Below are 25407 nucleotides of genomic sequence, written 5' to 3' on the forward strand. Positions count from 1 at the left end.
CGTACGACAGGAGGCACCGATGACCGAGCGTCGGACCGCCCTCCGCCCCGTCCGCCGCCAGCGCCCGGACCGCCCGGTGCGGCGGTCCCGGACCGGTCGCAGCGCCGCCGCGCTGCCGTACCTCCTGATCACCCCGGCGGTGCTGGCCCTGTGCCTGGCGCTCGGTTACCCGCTCGTGCGGCAGGTCGTGCTGTCCTTCCAGGAGTTCGGCCTGGCCCAGCAGTTCGGCCGCCCCCCGGAGTGGGTCGGCCTCGCCAACTACCGCGAGCTGTTCTCCGACGCCTACCTGTGGCGCGTCACCGTCCGCACGGTCGTCTTCTGCCTGGCCAACGCGGCCGTCACGATGCTCATCGGCGTCGGCCTCGCGCTGGTGATGCGGGCCATGTCGACGCCGGTGCGGCTGCTCGCCCAGACCGGCCTGCTGCTCGCGTGGGCGATGCCGGTGGTGGCGTCGCTGACGGTGTGGCAGTGGCTCTTCGACACCCAGTACGGCGTGATCAACTACCTCCTCACCGCACTCGGGGGCGACTTCCAGGGCCACGGCTGGCTGCTGCGGCCGCTGTCCTTCTACTTCGTCGCGACCGTCGTCGTGGTGTGGATGAGCGTCCCGTTCGTCGCCTTCACCGTGTACGCCGCGCTGACGCAGGTCTCCGAGGAGCTCGTCGAGGCCGCGGAGATCGACGGTGCAGGGGTGTGGCACCGGCTGCGCCACGTGGTGCTGCCGAGCATCCGCCCGGTGCTGATGGTGGTCGGGCTGCTGCAGGTGATCTGGGACCTGCGCGTCTTCGCGCAGATCTACATCCTCCAGAAGGCCGGCGGCAGCGCCACCGACACCAACCTCCTCGGCACCTACATCTACCGGCTCGGCATCGGCGGTGGTGACTTCGGCACCTCCGCAGCCGTCGCGATCTTCATGCTCGCCCTCACCGTGCTGCTGACCGCCCCCTACGTCCGGTCGATGATCCGACAGGAGAGGACCGAAGACTGATGCCCCGCCCCACGACCCGCCCCGCGCGCGTGACTGCCGACGTGATCGGCCTGCTCACCTTCGTCGTCGCGGCCTTCCCGGTCTACTGGATGGTCAACAGCTCCTTCCTCGACCGCAACGAGATCCGCAACCCGGTGCCCACGTGGGTGCCGTTCGGCGGCGACCTCGATAACTTCCGCACCGTCTTCGAGACCGACCAGTTCGTCAACGCACTGCAGGTCAGCCTGATGGTCACCGGGCTGACGATCGTGGTGGCGCTGGCGTTCGCGTTCGTCGCCGCGGTCGCGGTGTCGCGCTTCCGCTTCCGCGGCCGGATGTCGTTCATCGTCACGCTGCTGGTGATCCAGATGATCCCGGTCGAGGGGCTCTTCATCTCCCAGTACAAGATGCTGGAGAGCATGGAGCTGCTCAACACCGTGATCGGCCTGACGATCGTCTACGTCGCCGGTGTGCTCCCCTTCACGATCTGGACGCTGCGCGGCTTCGTCGCCGGCGTCCCCTATGAGCTGGAGGAGGCCGCGATGATGGACGGCTGCACCCGCATGCAGGCGTTCCTGCGGGTCACCTTCCCGCTGCTCGCGCCGGGCCTGGTCGCCACCGGCGTCTTCGGCTTCATCCAGGCCTGGAACGAGTTCACCCTCGCGCTGGTCGTGATGACCCGCGAGGACCAGCGCACCCTCCCGCTCTGGCTCTCGACCTTCACCGACGTCAACAGCGGCACCGACTGGGGCGGCATCATGGCGGGCTCGACCCTCATCGCGGTGCCGGTGATCATCTTCTTCCTCGTCGTCCAGGGCCGGATGGTCAGCGGCCTGACGGCAGGCGCGGTGAAGGGCTGATGACCACCGACGTACGACGCCTCGCGCTCCAGGTGCTGTTGCCCGGCTTCAGCGGCACGACCCTGCCCGACGACTACCGCGCGCTGCTCGAGGAGGGGCTCGGCGGGATCTGCTACTTCGGCAGCAACACCGCCGACGGCGCCGACGCGACGGCCGCGCTGAGCGCCGCCATCCGTGCGGCCAACCCGCGGGCGGTGATCGCCGTCGACGAGGAGGGCGGCGACGTCAGCCGGCTCCACACCCGCACGCCGAGCCCGGTGCTCGGCGCGGCCGCCCTCGGCGCGATCGACGACCTCGACCTCACCGAGGCGGTCGGCCGCTGGGTGGGGGCCGAGCTCGCCGCGGTGGGCGTCACCCTCGACCTCGCGCCGGACGCCGACGTGAACAGCGACCCCGACAACCCGGTGATCGGCACCCGGAGCTTCGGCACCGACCCGGAGGCCGTCGCCGGGCACGTCGCCGCATGGACCCGCGGGCTCCAGTCGACGGGCGTCGCCGCGTGCGCCAAGCACTTCCCCGGGCACGGCGACACCGCCACCGACAGCCACCTCGACCTGCCCCGGATCGACGTCGACGCCGACACCCTCGCCACCCGCGAGCTGGTGCCGTTCGACGCGGCCGTCGAGGCCGGGACGCGGGCCGTGATGACCTCGCACATCGTGGTGCCGGCGCTCGACCCGCACCGCCCCGCGACGTTGAGCCCCGTGGTGCTGGCGATGCTGCGCGACGTGCTCGCCTTCGACGGAGTCATCGTCAGCGACGCGCTCGACATGGCCGGCGCCTCCGCGGACCGCGGCATCCCCGAGGCGTCGGTGCTGGCCCTGGCGGCGGGCTGCGACCTCCTCTGCATCGGCCCGGACAAGCCCGCCTCGCTGGTCGAGGAGGTCGTCGACGCCGTGGTGGCCGCGGTCGCCGACGGCCGGCTCGACCGCGACCGGCTCGCCGATGCGGCCGCGCGCGTGGCCGTGATGGAGCTGCCCGCCGGCGACGCCGCCGGTCCGCCCGACCGGGTCCGCCAGACCGAGGCAGCGGTCGGGGCGCTGCTCGTCGAAGGCACGCTGCCCGACCTGACCGGCGCCGTGATCGTCAGCGTCGAGACGACGGCCAACATCGCCGTCGGCGAGGTCGCGTGGGGCCTGGGGCCGGACCTGACGGTCGATCCAGCCGCGCCGGACGGCGTCCCCGACGACGTACCGCTGGTCGTGCAGGTGCGCGACGCGCACCGGCGCCCGGAGGTGCTGGCCCTGTTGGACCGACTGGCGGTTGGGCGGTCCGTCGTGGTCGTCGAGTGGGGCTGGCCGGGGCCGTACGCCGGTGGGCTTGCCAGAATCTGTACGCGTGGCTCGTCCGGTCCGGGCGTCGCCGCGGTGGTCGAGGTGTTGCGAGAGGCAGGGTGGACGCGGTGAGTGCCGCACTGGCAGGGACGCGAGCGGTCGGGCTCGACATCGGCGGGACCAAGACCCACGGGGTGGTCCTCGAGCCGGACGGCTCGATCCTCGCCGAGGTGCGCGAGTCGACCGTGCCCGGTGCCGACGGCGTCACCGCCACCGCCGCCCGGGTCTTCGACGCGCTGCGCAGCTCCACGGACCTGCCGCTCGACGGTCGGGTCGGGGTCGGCGTGCCGGGCCTGGTCGACGGCGAGCGCGGCATCCTGCGTCACGCGGTCAACCTCGACGTCAACGGCGACGACCTGCCGCTGCGCGACCTCCTCGCCGACCGGCTCGGCGTCCCGGTCGTCATCGAGAACGACGTCAACGCCGCCGCCCTCGCCGCCCGGGCCCTCGCCGGGGCGGACGACGTCGTCTACCTCAGCGTCGGCACCGGGCTCGCGGCCGGACTGGTGATGCAGGGCAGCCTGCGCCGCGGCGAGCACAGCGCAGCAGGGGAGATCGGGCACATCCCCGTCGACCCCGAGGGCGCGCGGTGCGGTTGCGGCCAGCGCGGCTGCCTCGAGACCATCGCGTCGGGTGCCGCCCTGTCGCTGGCCTGGCCGACGACCGAGCAGTGGCCGGCGGCCGCGCTGTTCGCCGCCGCGGAGACGGGTGACCCCGCCGCCCTGGCCGTGCGCGACCGCTTCTGCTGGGGCGTGGCGAGCGCGATCCGGATGCTCGGCCTGACCATTGACCCCGAGCGCATCGTGCTCGGCGGTGGCGTCACCGAGGTCGGCGAGCCGCTGCGGCTCGCGGTGGTCGAGCAGCTCAAGGTGCTGGGGGAGGGCTCGCCCTTCCTGGCCTCGCTCGGCCTCGCCGACCGGCTCAGCATGGTGCCGCCCGGCTATCCCGTGGCCGCGGTGGGCGCGGCGATCCTGGGCCGCTGAGCGCCGGCCGGGTTCGCGCCGCTCGGTACGGTGAGGGGCGTGTCCGGTACCTGGATCGACGTCCTGCTCGTCCTCGCCTTCGTGCTGATGGGCGGTGTCTTCGCCGCGACCGAGCTCGCGCTGGTGTCGCTGCGCTCGGCCCAGGTCGACAAGCTCGAGGCCGAGGGCGGTCGTGGCCACGCCGTCGCGTCGCTCGCCCGCGACCCCAACCGCTTCCTCTCGGCGGTCCAGATCGGCGTCACCGTCGCCGGCTTCTTCTCCGCCGCCTTCGGCGCCTCGACGCTCGCGCCGTCCTTCGCGCCGGCCTTCGAGAGCCTCGGCGTGCCCGCCCCGGAGACCGTCTCGCTCGTCGTCGTCACGCTCGTGGTGTCGTACCTCTCCCTCGTCCTCGGCGAGCTGGTGCCCAAGCGCCTGGCGCTCCAGCGCTCGGTGCAGGTGTCGCGGCTGTTCGCGCCGCCGCTGGGGCGCTTCGCCCAGGTGATGACGCCGGTGATCTGGCTGCTCTCGATCTCGACCGACGCGATCGTGCGGCTGCTCGGTGGCAACCCTGACGCCGCGGGTGACGAGGTCGACGAGGAGGAGCTGCGGATGATGATCTCGGGGCACGAGGACATCCCCGAGGACGAGCGCAAGATCGTCGACGACGTCTTCGAGGCCGGCGACCGCTCCCTGAGCGAGGTGATGAAGCCGCGTGGCGACGTGGTGTTCCTGCGCGGTGACCTGCCGCTCGCCAGCGCCGTCGCGGTGATCGCCGCCCAGCCCTACACGCGCTACCCGGTCACCGGGCAGTCCTTCGACGAGGTGCTCGGCTACCTCCACCTGCGCGACATCCTCGGCCACGCCGACGAGCGCGACCTCACCGTCGCCGACATCGCCCGCGAGCTGCCGGTGCTCCCGCGCACCAACCGCGTGCTCCCGTCCATCGACCAGCTCCGCCGCCTCGGTGCGCACATCGCGCTGGTCGTCGACGAGTACGGCGGCACCGACGGCATCGTCACGCTCGAGGACCTGATGGAGGAGCTCGTCGGCGAGATCCAGGACGAGTACGACCGCGACGCCGAGGTCGCCGCGTCCGCGGACCCCGCGACCGTCGACGCGGGCATCACGATCGAGGAGTTCGGCGAGCGGACCGGCGTGGAGCTCGCGGACGGTCCCTACGAGACGGTGGCGGGTTTTCTGCTGCAGGCCCTCGCGCGGATGGCGGAGGTCGGCGACCGGGTGCCGGTGGGCGACCACGTCCTCGAGGTCGCCGAGGTCGACGGCCACCGCATCACCCGGGTGCGGGTCCACCAGGTCTCGACCGACGCGCACCCAACGGCGGGTTGAGGTCCTCCCGCCGCCGGTTGCTGCCACGATGGGCCCACCTCGGACCTTCGGGAGACCCATGCGCGCCAGCCCCCGCCTCGCCGCCGTCGCCACCGGACTGGTGCTGCTGGCTGCCCTGCTGACCGGGCCGGCCCACGGTCTGGCGCCACGGCTCGATCGTGCCGCGTCGACCGCACTGACCCTGTCCGGGTCGCCGGCGAGGGCCGGTGAGGCCGCACCCCTCGCGGTGGCGCTGACCGACCCCGGCGGCGCACCCCTGCCCGGCGCGACGGTCACCGTCGAGCGACGCGTGGCCGGGGTGTGGCAACCGCTGGCCACCGTCGTGACCGACGCCTCGGGCGCCGCGACCGCGGCCCTCCCGATGTCGACCGTGCCCGCCGACAACGTGGTGCGGGCGTCGTACGCCGGCGACGGGACGCAGCCGCCCGCCGCCAGTCCGGAGGTCCAGGTCCCGCTCGTGCGGTGGCGCAGCCGCCTGGTCCTCGACGCGCCGCGGAAGGTCAAGGACGAGCAGAGCGTCACCCTCTCGGTCAGCTGGACCGCCACCTCCGGTGCTCCGGTCTCCGGGCCGGTGCGGGTGCAGGAGCGCACCCGCCGGGGCTGGCGTGCCGTCGCCGACCTCGTCACGGACGCCGCCGGTGCCGCCGCCGTCACGGTCACGCCGCGCACCGACACGGCGTACCGCGTGCGCGCGCGGGCGCTCGACTGGGTCGAGGGCGACACCAGCGCACGGGTGCGGGTCGACAACGTCCCGCCGGCCCGGCCGGTCTCGGTGCGCGGCGCTCCGCGTCCGCGCGTGCGGCTCCCGGAGCAACCGCGTGCCGTCGCGGCGGGTGCGGACGCCCGGGTCACCCCGATCCCCGACGGGGTGTGGCGCTCGATGGTGGGTCGCTCGTGGCGGCCGGGCTGCCCGGTCGGGCGCGAGGGCCTCCGGCTGCTGCGCGTCAACTACGTCGGGTACGACGGCTACCGCCACCGCGGCGAGCTCGTCGTCGCGTCCTCGGCCGCCCCCGCCTTCGCCTCGCTGTTCACCGAGCTCCACGACCGCCGGGTGCCGGTCCGCTCGATGTACCGGGTCGACCGCTTCGGCTTCTCGCCGCGCCTGCACGGCGCGAACGACGTACGGTCCATGGCCGCCGGCAACACCTCGGCCTTCAACTGCCGCCACGTCGTCGGGCGGCCCGGCGTGCGCTCCCCGCACGCGTGGGGACGCGCGCTCGACCTCAATCCGTGGGAGAACCCCTACCGCGTGGGCGGGCGCTGGCTGCCCAACGCCTGGTGGGCCGGCCGCTCGCACGCCCGGATCGCCTGGCGCGGCCGCGGGCACGCGGTGGTCGAGATCCTGCGGCGCCACGGCTTCCGCTGGACCTACGGGACGATGGACTCCCAGCACTTCGACGCCCCCGGCAGCGCCCGGGTCACCGCCCGGCTCGCGGCCCGCTGCGCAGGCGTGTGCCACTGACCTGCAGGAATACCGGTGGGCCGTTGTCGGTTGGAGCCCGTAGACTGTGGTCATTGACAAGTTCAGAGGGGCTGATCGGTTTCGACTTGGGACGTTAGTTCCAGGGGAAGCGGGTCGAGAAGCCAGCGTCATCTCGTAAACGATCGCTGGAAATCCATAGTTGCCAACTCCAAGCGCAACGACTTCGCTCTCGCTGCCTGAGCAGTGATCGAAGGGTCTGACCGGGCATCCGTCTCCGTCCCGGACCCAGGCCTCATCTAGGAGACTTGCTGGTCGCTCTCTGTCAGGAGGGGTGACCGGGACTCAATCCTGACTGAGCCTGTCGGCGACGTGTCTGTGCGAGCGCCGGGGCCGAGAAAGCGACAGCACAGACTGCACCCGGAGAAGACCTGGTTCGGCGCTCGAGGACCGGGGTTCGATTCCCCGCAGCTCCACTCGATCGAGGGCGACGTGTGTCACGGCTAACGCCGTTGACCACGTCGCTCTCGTCATTTGTGCCGCGCTCCGCGCGGCGAGGCGGGGGCTTCGCCACCCGCACCCCCCTGCTCCGTCAGTCTGGTCGCCGGGCCCGGGCCGCGCGAGGCGGGGGGCTTCGCCACCCGCACCCCCGACTCTCGGTGGTTGAGGTGCGAGCGCAGCGAGCCTCGAAACCATGTCCGTCATCTACCCGGAGGCTTCGAGGCTCGTCGCTGGCGCTCCTCGCACCTCAACCGGCAACGCCGGCGGTCGAGGTGCGGGCTCAGCGGCGGCCGGTGTCGGTCCAGGGGGTGCTGGCGGCCATCGCGAGGGCACGCTTCTTCACGAACGGGTCGGCCTGGTTGTAGAGCCAGGGCCGCCCGAACCAGACGAAGCCGTCGACGTACGCCGCGGCCTGCTGACGCTGTGGCTCCGGGAGCCCCCACTGGGGGTCGGCGGGGCGCGGCGTGGGCGGGATCCCCAGGGTGACGCACCGCGTCATCGCGCGGGTCGTGCAGGTGCGGGCGTTGTTGCGCAGGCCCCTCGGCGTCGCCGAGACCATGTCGCGCCACATGGTGGGGCGGCCGGACTTCGCGGTGTCGAGGATGAAGTGCGGCGGCGCGTAGCCGTCTGCCACGAGCTCGGCGATGATCTCCATCCCGCGGTCGATGTTCTCGACCGGGCCGGTGTAGTGGGTGGAGTCGAGCGCGAAGCCGCGGGCGTACTGGATGCCGCTCAGCTCCAGGATCTTCGCGCACCGCCACGACTCTTGCGCGGTGCCGTTCTGGCACCAGTCGGCCGCCCCCGCGTCGATGTAGACGCTGGTGTTGGGCAGTGCGCTGAGGGTCTGGGTGGCCCAGGTGAGCAGCTCGGACTTCACCGCGCGGTCCGGAGCACACAGCAGGAACGGGCCGTCGGGCTGCATCACCACCAGCGTGTGCGCGTCACCGATGCCGGCAGCGAGCTCCTGGATGTAGGTGCGATAGCTCGCGGCCTCGGCCGGCGTCGTGGGCCGCTTGCAGGCCTCGCCCTCCCACGGCACCATCCGGAAGACCGCCATCTGGGCGAGTGTCTCGGGGTTGCCGGCCTGGGACGAGGCGACGTAGCCGGTCACGGTGGCGCGGACCCGTGCATCCGGGAGGTACTTGCCGTACCACTTGGTCCGCGGGCGCTCCGCGATCATCGCGAGGGCACTGCGGGTCGCGCCCTTCGCTCGCATGTACGGCCGCCACACCTGGTCCTGCGGCCCCCGGTACACGCCCCACAGGCGGCCCGCGAGCGGGTTGGTCGGGTTCTCCGCATGCGGCTCGGCAGGGGCGAGCCAGACCGGCACCGTCGCCGCGCGCTCCGCCCGGTGCCGCTCGCCCGGGACGACTGCGGCCGCTCCGGTCGTGGCGGCGACGGACGGCGCCGTCAGCAGGAGCAGGACGGCGAGGGCGCGGGCGAGGGGGAGGATCGTCATGGCGTCGTCCATGGTGGGCGAGGCCGGCGCGGCGCGTGGCCCTTTTGGCGAGATCCGTGGCGCCGGCGGGCAGGATGCCGGGGTGACCACCGAGCAGTTCGAGACGCTGACCCGCCTGCTGGACGAGCGGTGGACGTGCCGCCAGTTCCTGCCCGACCAGGTGCCGCAGGCCGAGATCGAGCGGCTGCTCACGCTGGCGCAGCGGACGCCGTCGTGGTGCAACACCCAACCCTGGCAGGTCGTCGTCACCAGCGGCGAGGCGACCGACCGGCTGCGTGCGGGGCTGGCCGAGCACGTGATGTCCCAGCCGCAGGCGCCCGACTTCCCGTTCCCCGCGGCGTACACCGGGGTCTTCCGCGACCGCCGCCGCGAGTGCGGCTTCCAGCTCTACGACTCCGTCGGCATCCGCAAGGACGACGCCGACCGGCGGCTCGAGCAGATGCTGCGCAACTTCGAGCTCTTCGACGCGCCGCACGTCGCGATCCTCACGACCGAGGCCGACCTCGGCGTCTACGGCGCCGTGGACTGCGGCCTCTGGATCAGCACCTTCCTCCTCGGCGCGCAGGCCCTCGGGCTCGCGGCCGCGCCGCAGGCGGCCCTGGCCGGCTACGCCGGCTTCCTCCGCGAGCACCTCGGCCTGCCCGAGACCCGTCGCGTCGTGGTCGGGATCTCCTTCGGGTACGCCGACACCGACCACCCGGTCAACGGCTTCCGCACCTCGCGGGCCGGGCTCGACGACGTCGTCACCTGGGAGCGGTGAACCGGTCGCTGTGCGACGATCCTGCGGGTGAGTGACTGCGTCTTCTGCCAGATCGTCTCCGGTGAGGTCACGGCCGAGGTCGTGCTCGAGACCGACGACCTCGTGGCCTTCCTCGACACCCGGCCGGTCTTCAAGGGGCACGTCCTGCTGGTGCCGCGCGAGCACGTCGACACCCTGCCCGACCTCCCGGCCGACCTCCGCGACCCGTTCCTGGCGGCGGCCCAGACGCTCGCGACGGCGGTGAAGACCGGCCTCGGTGCCCAGGGATCCTTCGTCGCGATGAACAACACGGTCAGCCAGTCCGTCCCGCACCTCCACCTCCACGTGGTGCCGCGCACGAAGGGCGACGGGCTGCGCGGCTTCTTCTGGCCGCGCACGAAGTACGCCGACGGCGAGGCAGCGGCGTACGCCGAGAAGCTGCGTGCCGCGCTGGCCGAGGTGTAGACGCAACCAATCGCCGCGCCGCGACGTCTCCCGGTCAGACAAGGGGGACACATGGAGATCGGATCGACCATCCGCCGCGGGCTCGCGGCTGCCGCGCTGCTCACCGCCGGCCTCGCGAGCACCCTGCCGGTCGCCGGCGATGCATCGGCGTCGGATGCCGGCCAGCCGGCCGCGGCCGCGCGCACCGCGGACGGCGGGGGACTGCCTGTGCCGACCACCGCGACCGTGACCGCCGACCAGCTCGGTCCGGACTCGGTCGTCGCGGTCGTGACCCACGGCGACATCGAGCAGCGCAACGCCGCGGGCCTGGCCCGCTCGCTCGAGGTGATCACCCCGGACGGGGTCCGGCACCCGGTCTACAGCGTCGACCTCGAGGAGGGGCCGCCCGACGTCTACCCGGGCGACTTCCTCATCGCCGACTGGCGTCCCGAGCTGCACACCGCGCTCCTGCGGGTCATGCACGGCACGGAGCGGGACACGCTCGTGTCGTACGACGTCACCACCGGCGCGGTCCACGAGGTCACCGCACCGCGGCGCGGCGCCTTCTTCGCGCTCGACCCGGACGGCTCGGGCGTGCTCATGGCGACGTACCCCGCCGGACGTCGCCCCGGCCGGGTGGCCGCGCTCGACTGGGACGGCACGAGGACGTGGCTGCCGGCGCGGGCCGAGGGGCCGGCGATCACCAGCGCCGACGGCCGCACGCTGGTCACGGTCGCCGGCCGTCGGTGGTGGGTCACCGACCTCGTCGCGGGGACCAGCACGACGATCGACACGCGCGGGTCGTGCACCCCGCGTCGGTGGTACGACGCCGACTCCGTGGTCGCGTCGTGCGGCACCGCGCGCTGGAGCCAGCTGCGCCGGGTGGACCTCGCCGGCACCTCGTCGAGGCTGGGGGTCCGGCACACCGAGAGGACCCGCGCGTCGGGGCCGGCCGTCTTCGACGACGGCGACGTCCGCGTCGCGCAGGGACGCTCCTGGTACGAGTCGTTCGGCGGCTGCGGCGGTGGGTTCCTCACCCGGCAGACGGCCGCGGGGAAGGTGCGACTGGTCCGGGTGCCGGACAGCACCGGCGCGCTGTCGCTCCTCGGCACCCGCGACGACCGGCTCGTCCTCGCCCACCAGAAGGACGACTGCGCGTCGACCAGGACGCGGGCGACGCTCGCCCTCTTCGACCCCGTCACGAAGGCCGAGACGGTGCTGACCCGGCTGGGTCGGAAGGAGGCGTGGCGCGAAGCGCTCGCCGCGACCGAGGTGCGTGCCTGGATCTGGTGAGCCTCAGCGGTGCCCGGCCAGCGGGTCGCGCTCGGCGGGAGTCGAGACGTCGAGGGCCGCGCGGAACGTCCACGGCTCCTCGCGCCGGCGCAGGGGGTTGCCCGTCGCCCGCGCTGCGAGCACGAAGGCGGCCGCGCCGACCACCATCCCGGCCAGCACGTCGACGAAGAAGTGCCACCCGAGGTAGACCGTCGCCACGCAGGTCAGCGCCAGGAAGGTCCAGCTGACGACCCGGATGGTCAGCGGCAGCCGCATCACGGTCACGGTGAGGCAGATGGTCAACATCACGGCCACGTGCAGGGACGCGAAGGCCGCGATCGTCTGCACGGCGCCGGTGTCCCACGGACCCGAGAGGACCTTGATCCGGTCCGAGAGCAGCAGGTCGCGCACCTCGCTGTTGGGCGTGCGGGGCAGGGAGTCGAACCATCCGGGCGAGGTGTACGTCGGCCCCATCGACGGCACGAGGTAGTAGAAGACCACGCCCAGCAGCCAGTCGACCGACACGGCGGTGACGTACCAGGCGCCGTAGGCCGAGCGGCGGGTCCAGACCAGTGCGATCGCCAGGCTCGCCGGGACCAGGCCGATCCAGATCAGGTAGACCGCGGCCATCACCCAGTTGGCGAACGAGGTGCCGAGCGTCTCGTGCAGGGCGACCGCTGGGTCGTGGCCGAACCACAGGAAGCGGTCCAGCCGGGCGAGCTCGGGGTCGGCCAGACGGTCGGTGACGAAGGGGACGTAGCTCTTGAGGTTGCGGAACGCGACGTAGGCGACGTACCACGTGACGAGGCCGCTGACGGTGAACCAGATCTGGTCGCGGTTCCAGCGCTCGACCAGCACGGCTCGCAGCGAGGTGCCGATGAACGTGCGGTTGCGCCGCACGACCAGGGCCCAGCGGGCGAGCACGTCGAGGAGCACGGCGGACGCCACGATCACCGGGAGCCGGAACCAGGTCGGCAGCGAGGCCCCGTCGGGGTCGCGCATCGGCAGGTGGTGCGTCCACGCGACGAGCGCAGCAGCCAGCGCCATCACGACCGCCACTACCGCAGCGGCCCTGAAATCCCTCCGGCCCATCCCCACACCGTAGCGATCCCGGCGGCTCGATAGCCTGCCCTGCGCACGTCCTTCACCGATTTTCCACTTCGAGCGCAGGAGTTCCCATGGGCCGTTTCGACCAGCGAGTCGCCGTCATCACCGGAGCAGCGCGCGGCATCGGCTTCGGCATCGCCCGGCGCTTCGCCAGCGAGGGCGCCTCGATCGCGATCCTGGACCTCGACGAGTCCGCGGCGCAGGAGGCGGCCGGCCGGCTCGACCTGGCCGACGGTGCGAAGGCGATCGGCATCGGGTGCGACGTCGTCGACGGCGCCGCCGCGGAGGCTGCGGTGCAGCGCGTGGTCGACGAGCTCGGCGGGATCCACGTCCTGGTCAACAACGCCGGCATCACCCGCGACAACCTGCTCTTCAAGATGACCGAGGAGGACTGGGACCTCGTCATGGGCGTCCACCTCAAGGGCGTCTTCAACATGACCAAGGCCGCGCAGTCGCGCTTCGTGGAGCAGAAGTACGGCAAGATCCTCAACCTCTCCAGCGTCAGCGCGCTGGGCAACCGCGGCCAGGCCAACTACTCCGCGGCCAAGATGGGCATCCAGGGCCTCACCCGCACGCTGGGCATCGAGCTCGGCCCCTTCGGCATCACCGCCAACGCCATCGCGCCGGGCTTCATCGTCACCGAGATGACCGACGCCACCGCGCGACGCCTGAAGATGGAGCCCGAGGAGCTGCAGCGGGTCAACGCCGAGGCGACGCCCGTACGCCGGGTGGGCCAGCCGGAGGACATCGCCGCGGCCGCTGCGTTCCTCTGCAGCGACGATGCGTCGTTCATCACAGGGCAGACGCTCTACGTCGACGGTGGGCGCAAGCTCGGCTGAGCGTGCCGCCGACAAGGCGTGCTTGACGGCGGTGAGACCGACCTCACGCCCCTGACCGGCGACGGGAGGGGCCGGGGGCGTGGTGGGTTTGCCCCTCGGCGGGGGCCTGCCTACGTTGGTGGGCGGTCGAGAGACCCATCCGCCCCGGACAACGCCGAGTCCTGCCCGGCCGGGGCGTCCCCCGAGAGAATCGAGGGCAGGAGTGGGGGACCCACAGGTTCCACGCCGGCTCGCGCAGGTCTGCACGCGTCGGCTCGGGGCGAAGCCACCACGCGGTGGCAGGGCACTTTCCAGCCCTAGCCCGACAGCTCACCTCACAGGCGTGGGAAAGGAACCACACCTCATGCCTGCGACTTCTCGTACGGCGCGAGCCTGCGCGCTCGCCCTCGCCGGACTCGGCGTCACCGCATCCACGATGGCCGCCGTGCCGGCCAGCGCCGCCTCCGGCGACAGCACCACCCGCGACTCCGGGATCACCGCCCAGCCCAGCGCCCGCAAGGTCACCGCCAAGAAGCGGGTCGCCCGGCGGGTGATCGGCGCCAAGGACACCGCCATGCGGCAGCGCGGCGACGCCTACGCCTACGGCGGGGCGGGCCCGTCGCGCTTCGACTGCTCCGGGCTGGTGTTCTACAGCTACCGTCGCGCCGGCTTCGACGTGCCCCGCACCTCGGGTGCCCAGGCGGGCTTCGCCCGTCGCGTCGCGAAGAAGGACCTGCGCGCCGGCGACCTGATGTTCTTCTACGGCAGCGGCGGCGTCTACCACGCCGCCATCTTCCTGAAGTGGTCGCACGGGCACGCCGTGATGGTGCACGCGCCGGGCTCCGGCCAGCGCGTCCGGGTCGCGGTGCCGTGGACCTCGCAGTGGTTCGGCGGCACGCTGCGCCGTCGGTGACAGGCTCGGATTGGTAGGCACATCCTGCTGATCTACCCTGTGGCGCGCCTTCCCTGATCGGGGCGGGCGCGCCCCCACACTTCCAAGCAGAGACCCCCGCTCGATCGGAGTTCCCCGTGCGTCACCGTCCCACCACGTCCTCCTCCAAGGCAGTCGCCGCCGTCCTGGTCGCGGCCTCGCTGCTGCTCGCCGGATGCGGCGGCAGTGACGAGGAGGAGCCGTCCGCGGAGCCGTCGTCGGAGCCGACCTCGCAGGAGACCAGCGAGGCCCCGGAGCCGACGTACTGGCCCCTGACGGGACTCGAGCGCACCGGTGACGCCCCCACGCACGGCGTGATCGTGACGAAGGTGGACAACACCGCCTCCAGCTCCCCCCAGGTGGGCCTCGGCTCGGCCGACCTGGTCGTGGAGGAGCTCGTCGAGGGCGGCTACACCCGGCTCGCGGCCTTCTACTACTCCAAGGTGCCCGCCAACATCGGCCCGGTCCGCTCGATGCGTGCCAGCGACATCGGCATCGTGCCCGACGGCGCGACCGTGGTCACCAGCGGCGCTGCCCAGGTCACGCTCAACCGGGTCAAGGGCGCGGGCATCCCGTGGATCACCGAGGGTGCGGCCGGTGTCTACCGCGAGACGACGCGCTCGGCCCCCTACAACCTCTTCGCGCACCTCGGCGACATCGCCAAGCGCCTCAAGACCGACGAGGAGCCGCCGGCGTACCTGCCGTGGGGCACCGAGGACGACCTGCCCAAGGGGCAGAAGGCGCGCACCCTGACCGCCGACTTCGGCGCCCACTCGACGTCCTGGCAGTACCAGGGCGGTGGCTACGTCAACACCGACTCGTACGCCGCCCAGGGCGACCAGTTCCCCGCGGACTCCGTGCTCGTGCTGCGGGTCAAGGTCGGCGACGCCGGCTACCGCGACCCGGCCGGCTACCCCGTGCCGGAGACCAAGTTCGAGGGCACGGGTGCGGCCATGCTGTTCCACGGCGGTCGCATCATCCGCGGCACCTGGACCAAGGACGGCTTGACGGGTGCCATCGAGCTCGAGACGAAGTCCGGAGAGCTGAAGGTGCCGGCCGGTCACGTGTGGATCGAGCTGGTCCCCGCCGTCAACGGCAACGTGACCTACGCCAAGTAGGTCCCGCAGCAGACCTCACTCGCCCGGGTCGGGCATCCCGGCGCCGGTCTCCAGCAGCTGCCGGAGGCCGGTCATGATGAAGCCGATCGCGGCCTCGACCCGAGCGGCCGCGGCGGCGGGGTCGTCACTCACCGCGACGGACCCGCCGGCCGCGGACATCGCGCCGAAGAAGATCCGGGTGAAGGTGTCGAGCATCGCCTCGTCGAGGTCCCACTCGTCCGAGGTCAGCACCGAGCGCACGATCTGGTCCACGATGGCGTACGTCGAGCGCTCCTCCTGCTCGCGGAACCGCTCGTGGCCGAGCACCGACGGTCCGTCCGAGATCACGATCTGCCGGTAGGCCGGCTGCTGCACGGCGGTCAGGAAGGCGCGCAGACCCGCCTGCGCCCGCTCCCAGGGGTCGTCGTTGCCGGCGGTGGCCTCGGCGATGCCCTCGGTGGCGCGCGACTCCACCCGCTCGAAGGCCGCCTCGAAGATCGCCTGCTTGCCGCTGAAGTGGTGGTAGAGCGCACCCTTGGTCACGTCGGCGCCCGCCACGATCGCGTCGAGCGACGTGGCCTGGTAGCCGTGCTCGGTGAACAGCTGCTCGGCCACGTCCACGAGCGCGCGCTTGGTCGAGGCGGACCACCGCTGCCGTCGGGACGGGATCAGCCGGGAGGCGGGTGTGGTCATCCGCGCAGCCTAGGTGACCGCCGCGCCGGGGGAGCCGGTTCGCTGTGGGACGGCTCACCCGCGACCTGCTTGGAACGCAGCTCGGCCGCGGGCATACTCGAAGTACGTACCCGCGGTATGTAGCCGGGTGCGCACGAGAAGGAGGCCGCCATGACCTGGACGTCCCACCACCGACGCGGAGACGTGCTCCGCGAGGTGGTCCGTGCCGCCGACACCCGCCTCGACGGCCGCCTGCCGGTCGACGTCGAGGGGGTCACCGAGACCTTCGGCGACGAGCTCACCCTGCTCGGCGCCCTGCAGCTGCGCTGGCACACCCGCCTCGCCGGCCACGTCGAGCGCGAGCTCGCCGACCAGCCCCTCCACCTCGAGGACGCCGTCGCGCGGGCGTGGGGGAAGGCCGCCGCCGACATGCCGGGGATCCGGGCGATCATCGACCACCACGTCGCCCACCCCACCGGCGCGGAGATGGCGCGGACCACGGCCGTCGCGACCGCCAAGGAGCACGAGATGCTCGCGCTCATGGCCGGCCGCGCCAGCGCACCGGGCGAGGCCGCCCAGCGGGTGGGCCGGGCGATCGAGGTCGCCGCGCGGACGTCGTACGTCCCGGGCGCCGTGCGCCCGACCGCGGCGACCCCGTCGCTGGTGCAGCGGATCAGGGCCGTGCTGGCCGCCTGATCCCCCGCCCGGGGTCAGCGGCGCCGCTCGCAGCCCTTGAGCACCTCGCCGCGCACGCAGCGGTCCCGGCCGCGGCTGGCGTCGAGCCGGTCGCGTCCCGGGCCGCCGTCGAGCACGTCGGCGGCGTAGCCCGAGACCAGCACGTCGTCACCGCCGCCGCCGAAGGCGTGCACCTTCGCCTTCATGACCCAGCGCAGCCGGAACAGCTCGGGACCGTTGCTGCCGCGGAACACGACGAGCCCGGGGCCGTCGTTGCCCTCGACCACGAACTCCTCGGTGCTCCTCACCTTCGCGAAGCGGCCGCCGCCGACGTCGATGCGTCGCTTCGGCACGCTGATGGTCACGTCGTAGCGGTTCTTCCCGCCGACGTACGACGAGAGCGCCACCTTGTCGCGCCCCTGGCCGCCGGACACGGTGCGGGACCTGTCTGCCTTCTTGCCGCGGCCGATGCTGAGGTCGAAGGTGTCGTTGCCGGCGCCACCTCGCGCGCTCGTGCCCTGCGCGCTGCGGAAGTCGTCGTCGCCGTCGCCACCGTCCATGGACGTGCCCCGGGCATCCTTGGCCGCGATGACGTAGTCGTCGCCGTCGTCCCCACGCAGGGTGTCCGCGCCGTGGCCGCCCTCGACGACGTCGTCGCCGGGTCCGCCCTCGACCCGGTCGTCGCCGGGGACCGAGGTGTCGTAGTTGCGCTTGTCGGGTGCCCAGTTGAGGTCGCCGTGCAGCAGGTCGTCGCCCGGCCCGCCGGTGATCAGGTCGTCGCCGCCACCGCCGTGGACCTGGTCGTCCGCGGGTCCACCGGTCAGCACGTCGTCGTGCGGCGAGCCGACGATGCCGGTGAACGTCCCCGCCGGGGTCGGCGCGAAGGTGTCGGTGCCCTCGCCGGTCGCGGTCAGCGTCGTCAGGTCGACCCGCACCGGGCCGGCCGCGTTGGCGTACGACACCTGGTCGGCGTAGACGCTGTCGACGAAGTCGATGTCCGCCCAGCCGCCGTCGGCGCCGAGGTCGACGTAGTCGTCGCCGGGGCCAGGCTCGACGACGTCGCCCCAGTAGTCGTCGTCGGGGTAGTACCAGTCCAAGCCGCCGAAGAGCCGGTCGTTGCCGTCGCCGCCGACGAGGTGGTCGTCGCCGTCGAGGCCGCAGATGGTGTCGTTGCCGCCCGCGCCGTCGATCCGGTCCCGGTCGTCGGTGCCGACGATGACGTCGTCGCCGGGCGTGCCGACGACCCACGGCTTGGGGAACGCCGTCGACGGCTGCACCACGATCGTGGCCGCCTTGCCGTCGCAGGTCTCCCCGGCGGCCGAGGCTGGGCTCCCGGCGCCGGTGAGGGCGGGGGTGAGGGTCAGGGCGGCGGCCAGTCCGAGTGCGGTGGCCAGCGGTGTCGTGCGCATGGGTGAACTCCTTCCCGAGTCGGGAGGGAGACTCGCCGGACAGCCGATTGGTTGCCATAGTGGACGACATGCAGCTCGCATCGGGGATGCTGCTGGTGGCCACACCAGTCCTGCAGGACCCCAACTTCGCGGACACCGTGGTGCTGCTGCTCGACGTCAACGACGAGGGAGCCCTCGGAGTCGTGCTCAACCGTCCCTCGCACATCCTCGTGGCCGACGTGCTGGAGGCCTGGCGCGAGGTGGTGTCCGAGCCGGAGGTCCTCTTCCGGGGCGGTCCGGTGGGCACCGACGGGGCGCTCGCGGTCGCCCAGCTGCGCGACGTCCACGACCCGCCGGTCGGCTGGCGGCCGGTCGCCGGGCTGCTCGGCATGGTCGACCTGGACACCCCGTCCGAGCTCGTCGACGGCTCGCTGGCCACGATGCGGGTCTTCGCCGGCTACGCCGGCTGGGGTGCCGGGCAGCTCGAGGGCGAGATCGAGGAGGGCAGCTGGTACGTCGTCAGCAGCGAGGCCGGCGACGCCTTCCGGGGTGACACCCGCGGCCTGTGGCGCGACGTGATGCGCCGGCAGCCCGGCATGCTCGCCTGGCACGTGAACCGGCCCGTCGATCCCGACATGAACTGACGTCCGCGTTAGGCTTGCCCATCATGAGCACCATCGGATTCTCCCCGGGCACCCAGACGATCGAGGATCGTCGCACCGTCCCCGTGGACGAGGGTGACCACGAGCGGTTCTCGCACTTCGTCCCCAAGGACAAGCTCACCGAGGCGATGGTCATGGGCACTCCCGTGATCGCCCTGTGCGGCAAGGTGTGGGTGCCCAGCCGGGTGCCGGAGAAGTACCCCGTGTGCCCGGAGTGCAAGGAGATCTGGGAGTCGCTCAAGCCCGGTGACGACGGCTCGGGCTCCGACGAGTGACGGGGCGGCCTGACGCGCCGCTGCCCCCCGCGTGGCCCGACCGGGCCGCCTGGGGCACCGCGCCCTCCCTCCGTGCCTGGCAGCAGGCGGCGATGGACCACTACCAGTCCCGCCAGCCCCGCGACTTCCTCGCCGTGGCGACCCCCGGCGCCGGCAAGACGACGTTCGCCCTGACCGTCGCGGCCGACCTGCTGAGCCGCCGCATCGTCGACCGGATCACCGTCGTCGCGCCCACCGAGCACCTCAAGACCCAGTGGGCCGAGGCCGCCGCGAGGGCCGGGATCCCGATCGACCCGACGTACTCCGCGGGCAAGGGGCGGACGTCCGACGACTACGTCGGCATCGCGGTCACCTATGCCGGCGTCGCGGTCAACCCGCTCGCGATGCGGATCCGCACCGAGCGCTTCAAGACCCTGGTCATCCTCGACGAGATCCACCACGCTGGCGACGCGCTGTCGTGGGGTGACGGTGTCCGCGAGGCCTTCGACCCGGCGGCCCGCCGGCTGTCCCTGACCGGCACGCCGTTCCGCTCCGACATCAACCCGATCCCGTTCATCAGCTACGCCCCGGGCGACGACGGCATCCCGACGTCGAAGGCCGACTTCACCTACGGCTACGCCCACGCCCTCGCCGACCACGTCGTGCGACCGGTGCTGTTCATGGCGTACTCCGGCGAGATGCAGTGGCGCACCCGCGCCGGCGACGAGGTCGTCGCCCGGCTGGGCGAGCCGTTGACCAAGGACATGCACGCGCAGGCCCTGCGCACCGCCCTCGACCCGCAGGGGTCGTGGATCCCGGCGGTGCTGGAGGCCGCGGACCGTCGCCTGTCGGAGGTACGCCGACACGTGCCCGACGCCGGCGGCCTGGTGATCGCCAGCGACCAGGACACCGCCCGCGCCTACGCCGCGCTGCTGAAGAAGATCAGCGGCGAGGCGCCGACGGTCGTGCTGTCGGACGAGAAGGGCGCGTCGAAGAAGATCGCGACCTTCTCCGACTCCGACAAGCGGTGGATGGTCGCGGTCCGGATGGTCTCCGAGGGCGTCGACGTGCCCCGGCTGGCGGTCGGCGTGTGGGCGACCACCACCTCGACGCCGCTGTTCTTCGCCCAGGCGGTCGGCCGCTTCGTGCGCGCCCGCTCGCGCGGCGAGACCGCGTCGGTCTTCCTGCCGTCGGTGCCGCACCTGCTGGAGTTCGCCTCCGACATGGAGGCGCAGCGCGACCACGTGCTGGGCCGCCGGGTCACCGACGAGGACGACATCTTCGCCGCTGAGGAGGGCCTGCTCGCCGCGGCCAACGCCGAGGACGCCGCCTCGTCCGAGCTCGAGATGTCGTGGGAGGCGCTCGGCTCGACGGCGTCCTTCGACCACGTCCTCTACGAAGGCGCCCAGTTCGGCCACTCCGGCGAGGTGCACGTCGGCTCGGAGGAGGAGATGGACTTCCTCGGCATCCCCGGCCTGCTCGAGCCCGACCAGGTGCGCGAGCTGCTGCACTCGCGGCAGAGCGAGCGCGCCCGCCGGCAGAAGAGCGACGGTGGGGGAGACCGCGTGGTCGACTCGGTCGAGCAGCTCACCACCCACCAGCAGCTCGGCGTGCTGCGCCGCGAGCTCAACGGCCTGGTCGCCGCGTGGCACCACCGCACCGGGCAGGCGCACGGCATCACCCACGCCGCGCTGCGCAAGGAGTGCGGCGGCCCGCCGGCCGCGGTCGCCAACGCCGACCAGCTCCACGAGCGGATCAACCGGATCCGCGAGTGGGCGATGCGTCAGACGTCCTGAGTCCCCACTCCACTGACATAGTGGGCCTGTGCCCTCGGAGACCTCGCAGACCCTGGACCGCGGCCTGCGCGTGCTCAAGGTGCTGGCCGACAGTCCCGAGGGCCTCACCGTCACCGAGCTGTCCGGCCGGTTGGCCGTCAACCGGACCGTCGTCTACCGATTGATCAGCACGCTCGAGCAGCACGGCCTGGTGCGGCGCGACGCGCGGTCCCGGCTCTTCGTCGGGCTCGGCGTGCTGCAGCTGGCCAGCGCGGTCCAGCCGCTGCTGCGCGACCTGGCCATGCCGGTGCTGCGCTCGCTGGCCGAGGCGATCGGGTCGACGGCGCACCTCACCGTGGCCGACGGCGACGAGGCCCTGGCACTGGCGGTGGTGGAGCCGACGTGGACCGACTTCCACGTGGCCTACCGCGTCGGCGCCCGCCACCCGCTCTCCCAGGGTGCGGCGGGCAAGGCCATCACGCTGCTCGACGGGAGCGAGTCGACGTACGCCGTGACGAGCGGTGAGCTGCAGAGCGGGGCGCGCGGCCTGGCCGCCCCCGTGCGCGGCGTCGAGGGGCTGCGCGCGAGCGTCGGCATCGTGACCCTCGACGGCGCGATCGACGAGTCGGTGGTGGCGCCGCAGGTGATCGCGGCCGCGGCCGAGGTCGCCGAGCGGCTGCGCTGAGCCCTCAGCCCTCGTTTCAGGCCTCGCTGAAGGGCTTGATGCCCGGACCGGGCCGGGTGGCGACGTCGCGGCGGCCGGTCACCTCGTGCCCTTCACGGCAGCGCAGCAGCACGTCGACCTGGGCGCCGCAGCCGACGTGCTCGAACTCGACGGGGGAGCCCTCGGGGTCGGCGAGGTAGCGGTCGCCCCAGGCGCGCACCGCGACCAGCACCGGGTAGAGGTCGAAGCCCTTGTCGGTGGGGCGGTACTCGTGGCGCTCGCGCTGGCCCGGCTCGCGGTAGGGCTCGCGACGCAGGATGCCCGCGTCGACGAGCAGGGCGAGCCGGTTGGTGAGCACCTGGCGCGGGATGCCGGAGTGGCGGCGCATGTCGTCGAAGCGGCGTACGCCGTTGAAGACCTCGCGCAGCACCACGAAGGTCCAGCGCTCGCCGAGCACCTCCATGGCCCGGCCCACGGTGCAGTTGTCGGTGGACCACTGGAGCGCGGTCGGTCCGGGGGAGGGCGTGGTGGTCATGGCGCCATCCTAGGTCTCGTTGACAGACTCAGGCAAGGAGTGCCACGCTGGGTCCATGACGCAGACCCAGGACTCCGCCCAGCAGTTCGCCACCGAGAGCCGCACCTTCTCGTGGGCCACGCCCGGGCAGGCCGACCTCACCCGGCTGCTCGAGCTCGACGGCCTCCAACAGCTGCAGGCGATGCGCGACGGCGAGCTGCCGCACCCGCCGATCATGGACACGCTCGGCTTCACCGACCTGCGACCGCAGCCGGGCCGCGTCGTGGTCGAGATGCCGGCCGCGGAGTTCCACTACAACCCGCTGGGCGGCGTGCACGGCGGGGTGATCTCGACGCTGCTCGACACCGCGGCGGCCTGCGCCGTGCACACCACGCTGGCCGTCGGCGAGCTCTACACCTCGGTCGACCTGACCGTGAAGTTCCTCCGGCCGGTGACGGTCGACTCCGGGTTGCTGACGTGCGAGGGCACCGTGATCCAGCGCGGCCGGCGTACGGCGCTGGCGCAGGCCCAGCTCTCCGACGGCGCCGGCCGGCTGGTCGCGCACGCGACCTCGACCTGCCTGATCATGCAGGCGGGCTCGTGACCGCCGAGGCCAGCGGCACCACGCGGTAGGGGATCTGGGTCGCAAGGGCGATCACCGTCGTCGAGCGGTCGATGCCGGGCTCGGTGAGGACCAGGTCGATGACCCGCTGGAGGTCGGCGTTGGAGCGCGCGACCACCCGCGCCCACATGTCCCCGGCGCCGGTGATCGTGTAGGCCTCGAGCACCTCGGGGATGCCGGCGAGGTGGCCCGCGACGGCGTCGTGGCCGGCCCCTTGGCGGATCTCCAGGGTCAGGAACGCCGTCACCGGGAAGCCGATCGCCTCGGGCGAGAGGTCGGGCCCCCAGCCGGTGATCACGCCGGCGGCCGCGAGCTTGTCGAGGCGGGCCTGGACGGTGCCGCGGGCGATGCCGAGACGGCGGCTCGCCTCGAGCACGCCGAGCCGGGGCTCGGCGGCGAAGAGCTCGATCACTCTGCTGTCAATCTCGTCCATCTGGGCCCCTTCGGCTGTGCAATCTGCCCAACGTTTCGTCGTACTGTTGCACACGTTGCGAGGCGTTGGGAGGGTTGGCCGCATGACGACTGACATCGCCTCGACCGGTGGCGCCCTGACCGTGGACGAGATGAAGGCCGACCTGTCCCTCGAGCAGCTCCAGCAGCTCGTCGGCCTCGTGGAGTACGACGCCGAGTCCGACCCGTTCCCGGTGACGGGCTGGGACGCGATCTGCTTCGTGGTCGGCAACGCGACCCAGGCCGCCCACTACTACGCCTCGGCGTGGGGCATGGACCTCGTCGCCTACTCCGGCCCGGAGAACGGCAACCGCGACCACAAGTCGTTCGTGCTCAAGTCCGGCTCCATCAAGTTCGTGCTGAGCGGTGCGGTCTCGCCCGACAGCGACCTGATCGCCCACCACGCCAAGCACGGCGACGGCGTCGTCGACATCGCGCTCGAGGTGCCCGACGTCGACCAGTGCATCGCGCAGGCCGTGAAGGCCGGCGCGACCGTGCTCCGCCAGCCGGAGGACGTCAGCGACGAGCACGGCACCGTCCGCATCGCCGCCATCGCGACCTACGGCGAGACCCGCCACACGCTCGTGCAGCGCACGGTCGACGGCCAGACCTACGCCGGCCCGTACCTCCCCGGCTACGTCGCCGTCGAGCCGCGCTGGGAGAAGAAGGACGGCCAGCCCAAGCGTCTGTTCCAGGCCCTCGACCACATCGTCGGCAACGTCGAGCTCGGCAAGATGGACGAGTGGGTCGGCTTCTACAACCGGGTCATGGGCTTCGTGAACATGGCCGAGTTCATCGGCGACGACATCGCCACCGACTACTCCGCCCTCATGTCGAAGGTCGTCGCCAACGGCAACCACCGTGTGAAGTTCCCGCTCAACGAGCCGGCCGTGGCCAAGAAGAAGTCGCAGATCGACGAGTACCTCGAGTTCTACCGCGGCCCCGGCGCCCAGCACCTCGCGCTCGCCACCGGCGACATCATCGCCACCGTCGACGCCCTGCGCTCCAACGGCGTGGAGTTCCTCAACACCCCCGACTCCTACTACGAGGACGAGGAGCTGCGCGCCCGCATCGGCGAGGTCCGCGTGCCGATCGAGGAGCTGCAGAAGCGCGGCATCCTCGTCGACCGCGACGAGGACGGCTACCTCCTCCAGATCTTCACCAAGCCCCTCGGCGACCGCCCGACCGTGTTCTTCGAGCTCATCGAGCGCCACGGCTCCCTCGGCTTCGGCAAGGGCAACTTCAAGGCCCTCTTCGAGGCGATCGAGCGCGAGCAGGACAAGCGCGGCAACCTGTGACGAGCCGCGTGGGCTCGGCCAGATCGAGTAGCCCCGCGACCGAGCTTGCGAGGGCGCGACCAGGGCGTATCGAGATCCTGACCTTCCGCTGAGCGGTGGTCCACCCACATTTCGCGTCGGCAGAATGTAGGTGGACCACCGCCCGCGGGCGAGCCGTCGCGCGCCACGCCCACGAGTGGTGACCCACCCACATTTCGAGCCGTCCGAATGTAGGTGGACCACCGCTCGTCAGCGTTGCTCCTAGGCTTGCCCGCATGATGATCCGACCGGCCGAGCTGGCTGCGATCAAGGCGGGGACGATCGACCTGGCGTTCCGCAGGTGGGCGAAACCGCGGGTGGTCGTCGGCACCCGGATGCGGACGGGGGTCGGGCTCATCGAGGTCACGAGCGTCGAGCAGGTCAGTGTCAGCAGCCTGCGCGCCGAGGATGCCCGGCGCGCAGGGGCGCCGTCGCTGGCCGCACTGAAGCAGGCGCTCGCGGCCCGCCCCGACGACCCGGCGTGGCGGATCGGGGTGGCGTACGCCGGACCCGACCCGCGCGAGGCGCTGCGGTCGGCGGTGCCCGACACTGAGGAGATCGCCTCGATCAACGCCCGGCTCGACCGCCTCGACGCGTCGGCGTCGTACGGTCCGTGGACGCGGCAGACGCTCGACCTGATCGACCTGAACCCGACGGTCCGCGCGCCCGACCTCGCGGCGCAGGTCGGCCGGGAGACCGCAGACTTCAAGAAGGACGTCCGCAAGCTCAAGGAGCTCGGGCTGACCGAGTCCCTGGCGATCGGCTACCTGCTCTCACCTCGGGGCGAGGCGGTCGTCGACGCCGGCCTGCCGGAGCCCCGCGTGCGCGCGCTGCGCGAGCAGGGCACGCCACTGCCACGCAGCATCGGCGCCCCGGCAACCGGGGCACTGCGCGAGGTTGGGGTGACCACGCTCGAGCAGGTGGCGGCGTACTCCGCCGGGCAGCTCGCCGCGATGCACGGCGTGGGCCCGGTCGCGATCGCCCGGCTGCGCGAGGCGCTGGCCGCGCAGGGCAGGACCCTGACGGTCGACTAGAGCGGGGCGCCGTCGCAGCAGTTGGCCTTCATGTGGCAGTGCGGGCACAGCCAGCGTGTGGAGATCGGGTCGAACTCTTTCCCGCAGTAGTCGCACGGCATGGGCGTGACGCTAGTACGCCGG

The 25407-nt window shown here is 72.4% G+C and carries 26 protein-coding genes, 1 other RNA gene and 1 riboswitch; of the genes, 21 read left to right on the plus strand and 6 right to left on the minus strand.

The features are described from left to right. Nucleotides 1–19: 19 nt before the first annotated feature. From ACE3QY_RS11930 to ssrA, 7 genes are all read left to right on the plus strand, one after another. On the plus strand, nt 20–988 hold the full coding sequence (locus ACE3QY_RS11930) for a carbohydrate ABC transporter permease (protein ID WP_374456245.1): 969 nt from the start codon (nt 20–22) through the stop codon (nt 986–988). Next, a complete protein-coding gene (locus tag ACE3QY_RS11935) occupies nt 988–1827 on the plus strand; it encodes a carbohydrate ABC transporter permease (RefSeq protein WP_374456246.1) in 840 nt (279 codons plus the stop codon). The genes ACE3QY_RS11930 and ACE3QY_RS11935 overlap by 1 nt, the downstream gene beginning before the upstream one ends. Next, entirely contained in the window at nt 1827–3233 is a 1407-nt protein-coding gene (locus tag ACE3QY_RS11940; RefSeq protein WP_374456247.1) for a glycoside hydrolase family 3 protein, read from the plus strand. The genes ACE3QY_RS11935 and ACE3QY_RS11940 overlap by 1 nt, the downstream gene beginning before the upstream one ends. Next, nucleotides 3230–4144 (plus strand): ROK family protein, encoded by a 915-nt coding sequence (locus ACE3QY_RS11945; RefSeq protein WP_374456248.1) that lies wholly within the window; start codon nt 3230–3232, stop codon nt 4142–4144. The genes ACE3QY_RS11940 and ACE3QY_RS11945 overlap by 4 nt, the downstream gene beginning before the upstream one ends. A gap of 39 nt (nt 4145–4183) precedes the next feature. Next, a complete protein-coding gene (locus ACE3QY_RS11950; protein ID WP_374456249.1) occupies nt 4184–5470 on the plus strand; it encodes a hemolysin family protein in 1287 nt (428 codons plus the stop codon). Nucleotides 5471–5528: 58 nt separating this feature from the next. Then, nucleotides 5529–6932: a M15 family metallopeptidase gene (locus tag ACE3QY_RS11955; protein ID WP_374456250.1), complete on the plus strand. Its 1404-nt coding sequence runs from the start codon at nt 5529–5531 to the stop codon at nt 6930–6932. 67 nt (nt 6933–6999) lie between these two features. Next, nucleotides 7000–7369: a transfer-messenger RNA gene (gene ssrA / locus ACE3QY_RS11960) on the plus strand. A 302-nt stretch (nt 7370–7671) separates the two neighbouring features. Here ssrA and ACE3QY_RS11965 read toward each other — a convergent pair. Then, on the minus strand, nt 7672–8850 hold the full coding sequence (locus tag ACE3QY_RS11965) for a glycoside hydrolase family 6 protein (RefSeq protein WP_374456251.1): 1179 nt from the start codon (nt 8848–8850) through the stop codon (nt 7672–7674). 82 nt (nt 8851–8932) lie between these two features. Here ACE3QY_RS11965 and ACE3QY_RS11970 point away from each other — a divergent pair, with 82 nt between their 5' ends. Genes ACE3QY_RS11970 through ACE3QY_RS11980 form a run of 3 tightly spaced genes read left to right on the plus strand, consistent with a single transcriptional unit; the run spans nt 8933 to nt 11326 of the window. Next, nucleotides 8933–9610, plus strand: a complete 678-nt coding sequence (locus tag ACE3QY_RS11970) for a nitroreductase (RefSeq protein ID WP_374456252.1) — start codon at nt 8933–8935, stop codon at nt 9608–9610. Between the two features lie 27 nt (nt 9611–9637). Beyond that, a complete protein-coding gene (locus tag ACE3QY_RS11975; RefSeq protein WP_374456253.1) occupies nt 9638–10054 on the plus strand; it encodes an HIT family protein in 417 nt (138 codons plus the stop codon). A gap of 51 nt (nt 10055–10105) precedes the next feature. Continuing rightward, nucleotides 10106–11326 carry a hypothetical protein gene (locus ACE3QY_RS11980; RefSeq protein ID WP_374456254.1) on the plus strand — a complete coding sequence of 407 codons (1221 nt, stop codon included), beginning with the start codon at nt 10106–10108 and terminating at the stop codon, nt 11324–11326. 3 nt (nt 11327–11329) lie between these two features. On the opposite strand, the gene ACE3QY_RS11985 is transcribed toward ACE3QY_RS11980, so the two are convergent. Further along, entirely contained in the window at nt 11330–12397 is a 1068-nt protein-coding gene (locus ACE3QY_RS11985) for a phosphatase PAP2 family protein (RefSeq protein ID WP_374456255.1), read from the minus strand. Nucleotides 12398–12483: 86 nt separating this feature from the next. Between ACE3QY_RS11985 and ACE3QY_RS11990 the strand changes: the two genes are divergently transcribed. The 3 genes from ACE3QY_RS11990 (at nt 12484) to ACE3QY_RS12000 (ending at nt 15279) form a co-directional block, all read left to right on the plus strand. After that, nucleotides 12484–13251 carry an SDR family NAD(P)-dependent oxidoreductase gene (locus ACE3QY_RS11990; protein WP_374456256.1) on the plus strand — a complete coding sequence of 256 codons (768 nt, stop codon included), beginning with the start codon at nt 12484–12486 and terminating at the stop codon, nt 13249–13251. 142 nt (nt 13252–13393) lie between these two features. Then, nucleotides 13394–13587: riboswitch (cyclic di-AMP (ydaO/yuaA leader) on the plus strand. Between the two features lie 7 nt (nt 13588–13594). Further along, complete coding sequence (locus ACE3QY_RS11995; protein ID WP_374456257.1) at nt 13595–14143, plus strand: C40 family peptidase; 549 nt, start codon at nt 13595–13597, stop codon at nt 14141–14143. 116 nt (nt 14144–14259) lie between these two features. Then, on the plus strand, nt 14260–15279 hold the full coding sequence (locus tag ACE3QY_RS12000) for a DUF3048 domain-containing protein (protein WP_374456258.1): 1020 nt from the start codon (nt 14260–14262) through the stop codon (nt 15277–15279). 15 nt (nt 15280–15294) lie between these two features. Here ACE3QY_RS12000 and ACE3QY_RS12005 read toward each other — a convergent pair whose 3' ends face one another. After that, entirely contained in the window at nt 15295–15951 is a 657-nt protein-coding gene (locus ACE3QY_RS12005) for a TetR/AcrR family transcriptional regulator (protein WP_374456259.1), read from the minus strand. Between the two features lie 150 nt (nt 15952–16101). On the opposite strand from ACE3QY_RS12005, the gene ACE3QY_RS12010 reads away from it, so the two are divergent. Continuing rightward, complete coding sequence (locus ACE3QY_RS12010; RefSeq protein ID WP_374456260.1) at nt 16102–16626, plus strand: hypothetical protein; 525 nt, start codon at nt 16102–16104, stop codon at nt 16624–16626. Between the two features lie 14 nt (nt 16627–16640). On the opposite strand, the gene ACE3QY_RS12015 is transcribed toward ACE3QY_RS12010, so the two are convergent. Next, nucleotides 16641–18014, minus strand: a complete 1374-nt coding sequence (locus tag ACE3QY_RS12015) for a calcium-binding protein (protein WP_374456261.1) — start codon at nt 18012–18014, stop codon at nt 16641–16643. 68 nt (nt 18015–18082) lie between these two features. Between ACE3QY_RS12015 and ACE3QY_RS12020 the strand changes: the two genes are divergently transcribed. The 4 genes from ACE3QY_RS12020 (at nt 18083) to ACE3QY_RS12035 (ending at nt 21369) form a co-directional block, all read left to right on the plus strand. Continuing rightward, complete coding sequence (locus tag ACE3QY_RS12020; protein ID WP_374456262.1) at nt 18083–18637, plus strand: YqgE/AlgH family protein; 555 nt, start codon at nt 18083–18085, stop codon at nt 18635–18637. 23 nt (nt 18638–18660) lie between these two features. Beyond that, nucleotides 18661–18930, plus strand: coding sequence for a DUF3039 domain-containing protein (locus ACE3QY_RS12025; protein ID WP_374456263.1), 270 nt, complete (start codon nt 18661–18663; stop codon nt 18928–18930). A 92-nt stretch (nt 18931–19022) separates the two neighbouring features. Next, nucleotides 19023–20705 (plus strand): DEAD/DEAH box helicase, encoded by a 1683-nt coding sequence (locus ACE3QY_RS12030; protein WP_374456264.1) that lies wholly within the window; start codon nt 19023–19025, stop codon nt 20703–20705. A gap of 28 nt (nt 20706–20733) precedes the next feature. Further along, nucleotides 20734–21369, plus strand: a complete 636-nt coding sequence (locus ACE3QY_RS12035; RefSeq protein WP_374456265.1) for an IclR family transcriptional regulator — start codon at nt 20734–20736, stop codon at nt 21367–21369. 16 nt (nt 21370–21385) lie between these two features. On the opposite strand, the gene ACE3QY_RS12040 is transcribed toward ACE3QY_RS12035, so the two are convergent. Beyond that, a complete protein-coding gene (locus ACE3QY_RS12040; protein WP_374456266.1) occupies nt 21386–21883 on the minus strand; it encodes a winged helix-turn-helix transcriptional regulator in 498 nt (165 codons plus the stop codon). A gap of 55 nt (nt 21884–21938) precedes the next feature. Here ACE3QY_RS12040 and ACE3QY_RS12045 point away from each other — a divergent pair, with 55 nt between their 5' ends. After that, nucleotides 21939–22466, plus strand: coding sequence for a PaaI family thioesterase (locus ACE3QY_RS12045; protein ID WP_374456267.1), 528 nt, complete (start codon nt 21939–21941; stop codon nt 22464–22466). Here the strand turns inward: ACE3QY_RS12045 and ACE3QY_RS12050 are convergent. After that, complete coding sequence (locus tag ACE3QY_RS12050) at nt 22447–22917, minus strand: Lrp/AsnC family transcriptional regulator (RefSeq protein ID WP_374456268.1); 471 nt, start codon at nt 22915–22917, stop codon at nt 22447–22449. The two genes, ACE3QY_RS12045 and ACE3QY_RS12050, sit on opposite strands and share 20 nt — an antisense overlap. An 82-nt stretch (nt 22918–22999) precedes the next feature. On the opposite strand from ACE3QY_RS12050, the gene hppD reads away from it, so the two are divergent. Together hppD and ACE3QY_RS12060 are read left to right on the plus strand one after the other, a co-directional pair. Beyond that, a complete protein-coding gene (gene hppD, locus ACE3QY_RS12055) occupies nt 23000–24232 on the plus strand; it encodes a 4-hydroxyphenylpyruvate dioxygenase (RefSeq protein WP_374456269.1) in 1233 nt (410 codons plus the stop codon). Between the two features lie 254 nt (nt 24233–24486). Next, nucleotides 24487–25284: a hypothetical protein gene (locus ACE3QY_RS12060; protein WP_374456270.1), complete on the plus strand. Its 798-nt coding sequence runs from the start codon at nt 24487–24489 to the stop codon at nt 25282–25284. The last annotated feature ends 123 nt before the right edge of the window (nt 25285–25407 follow it).

The sequence above is a fragment of the Nocardioides sp. genome (assembly GCF_041913365.1).
Taxonomy (GTDB): domain Bacteria; phylum Actinomycetota; class Actinomycetes; order Propionibacteriales; family Nocardioidaceae; genus Nocardioides.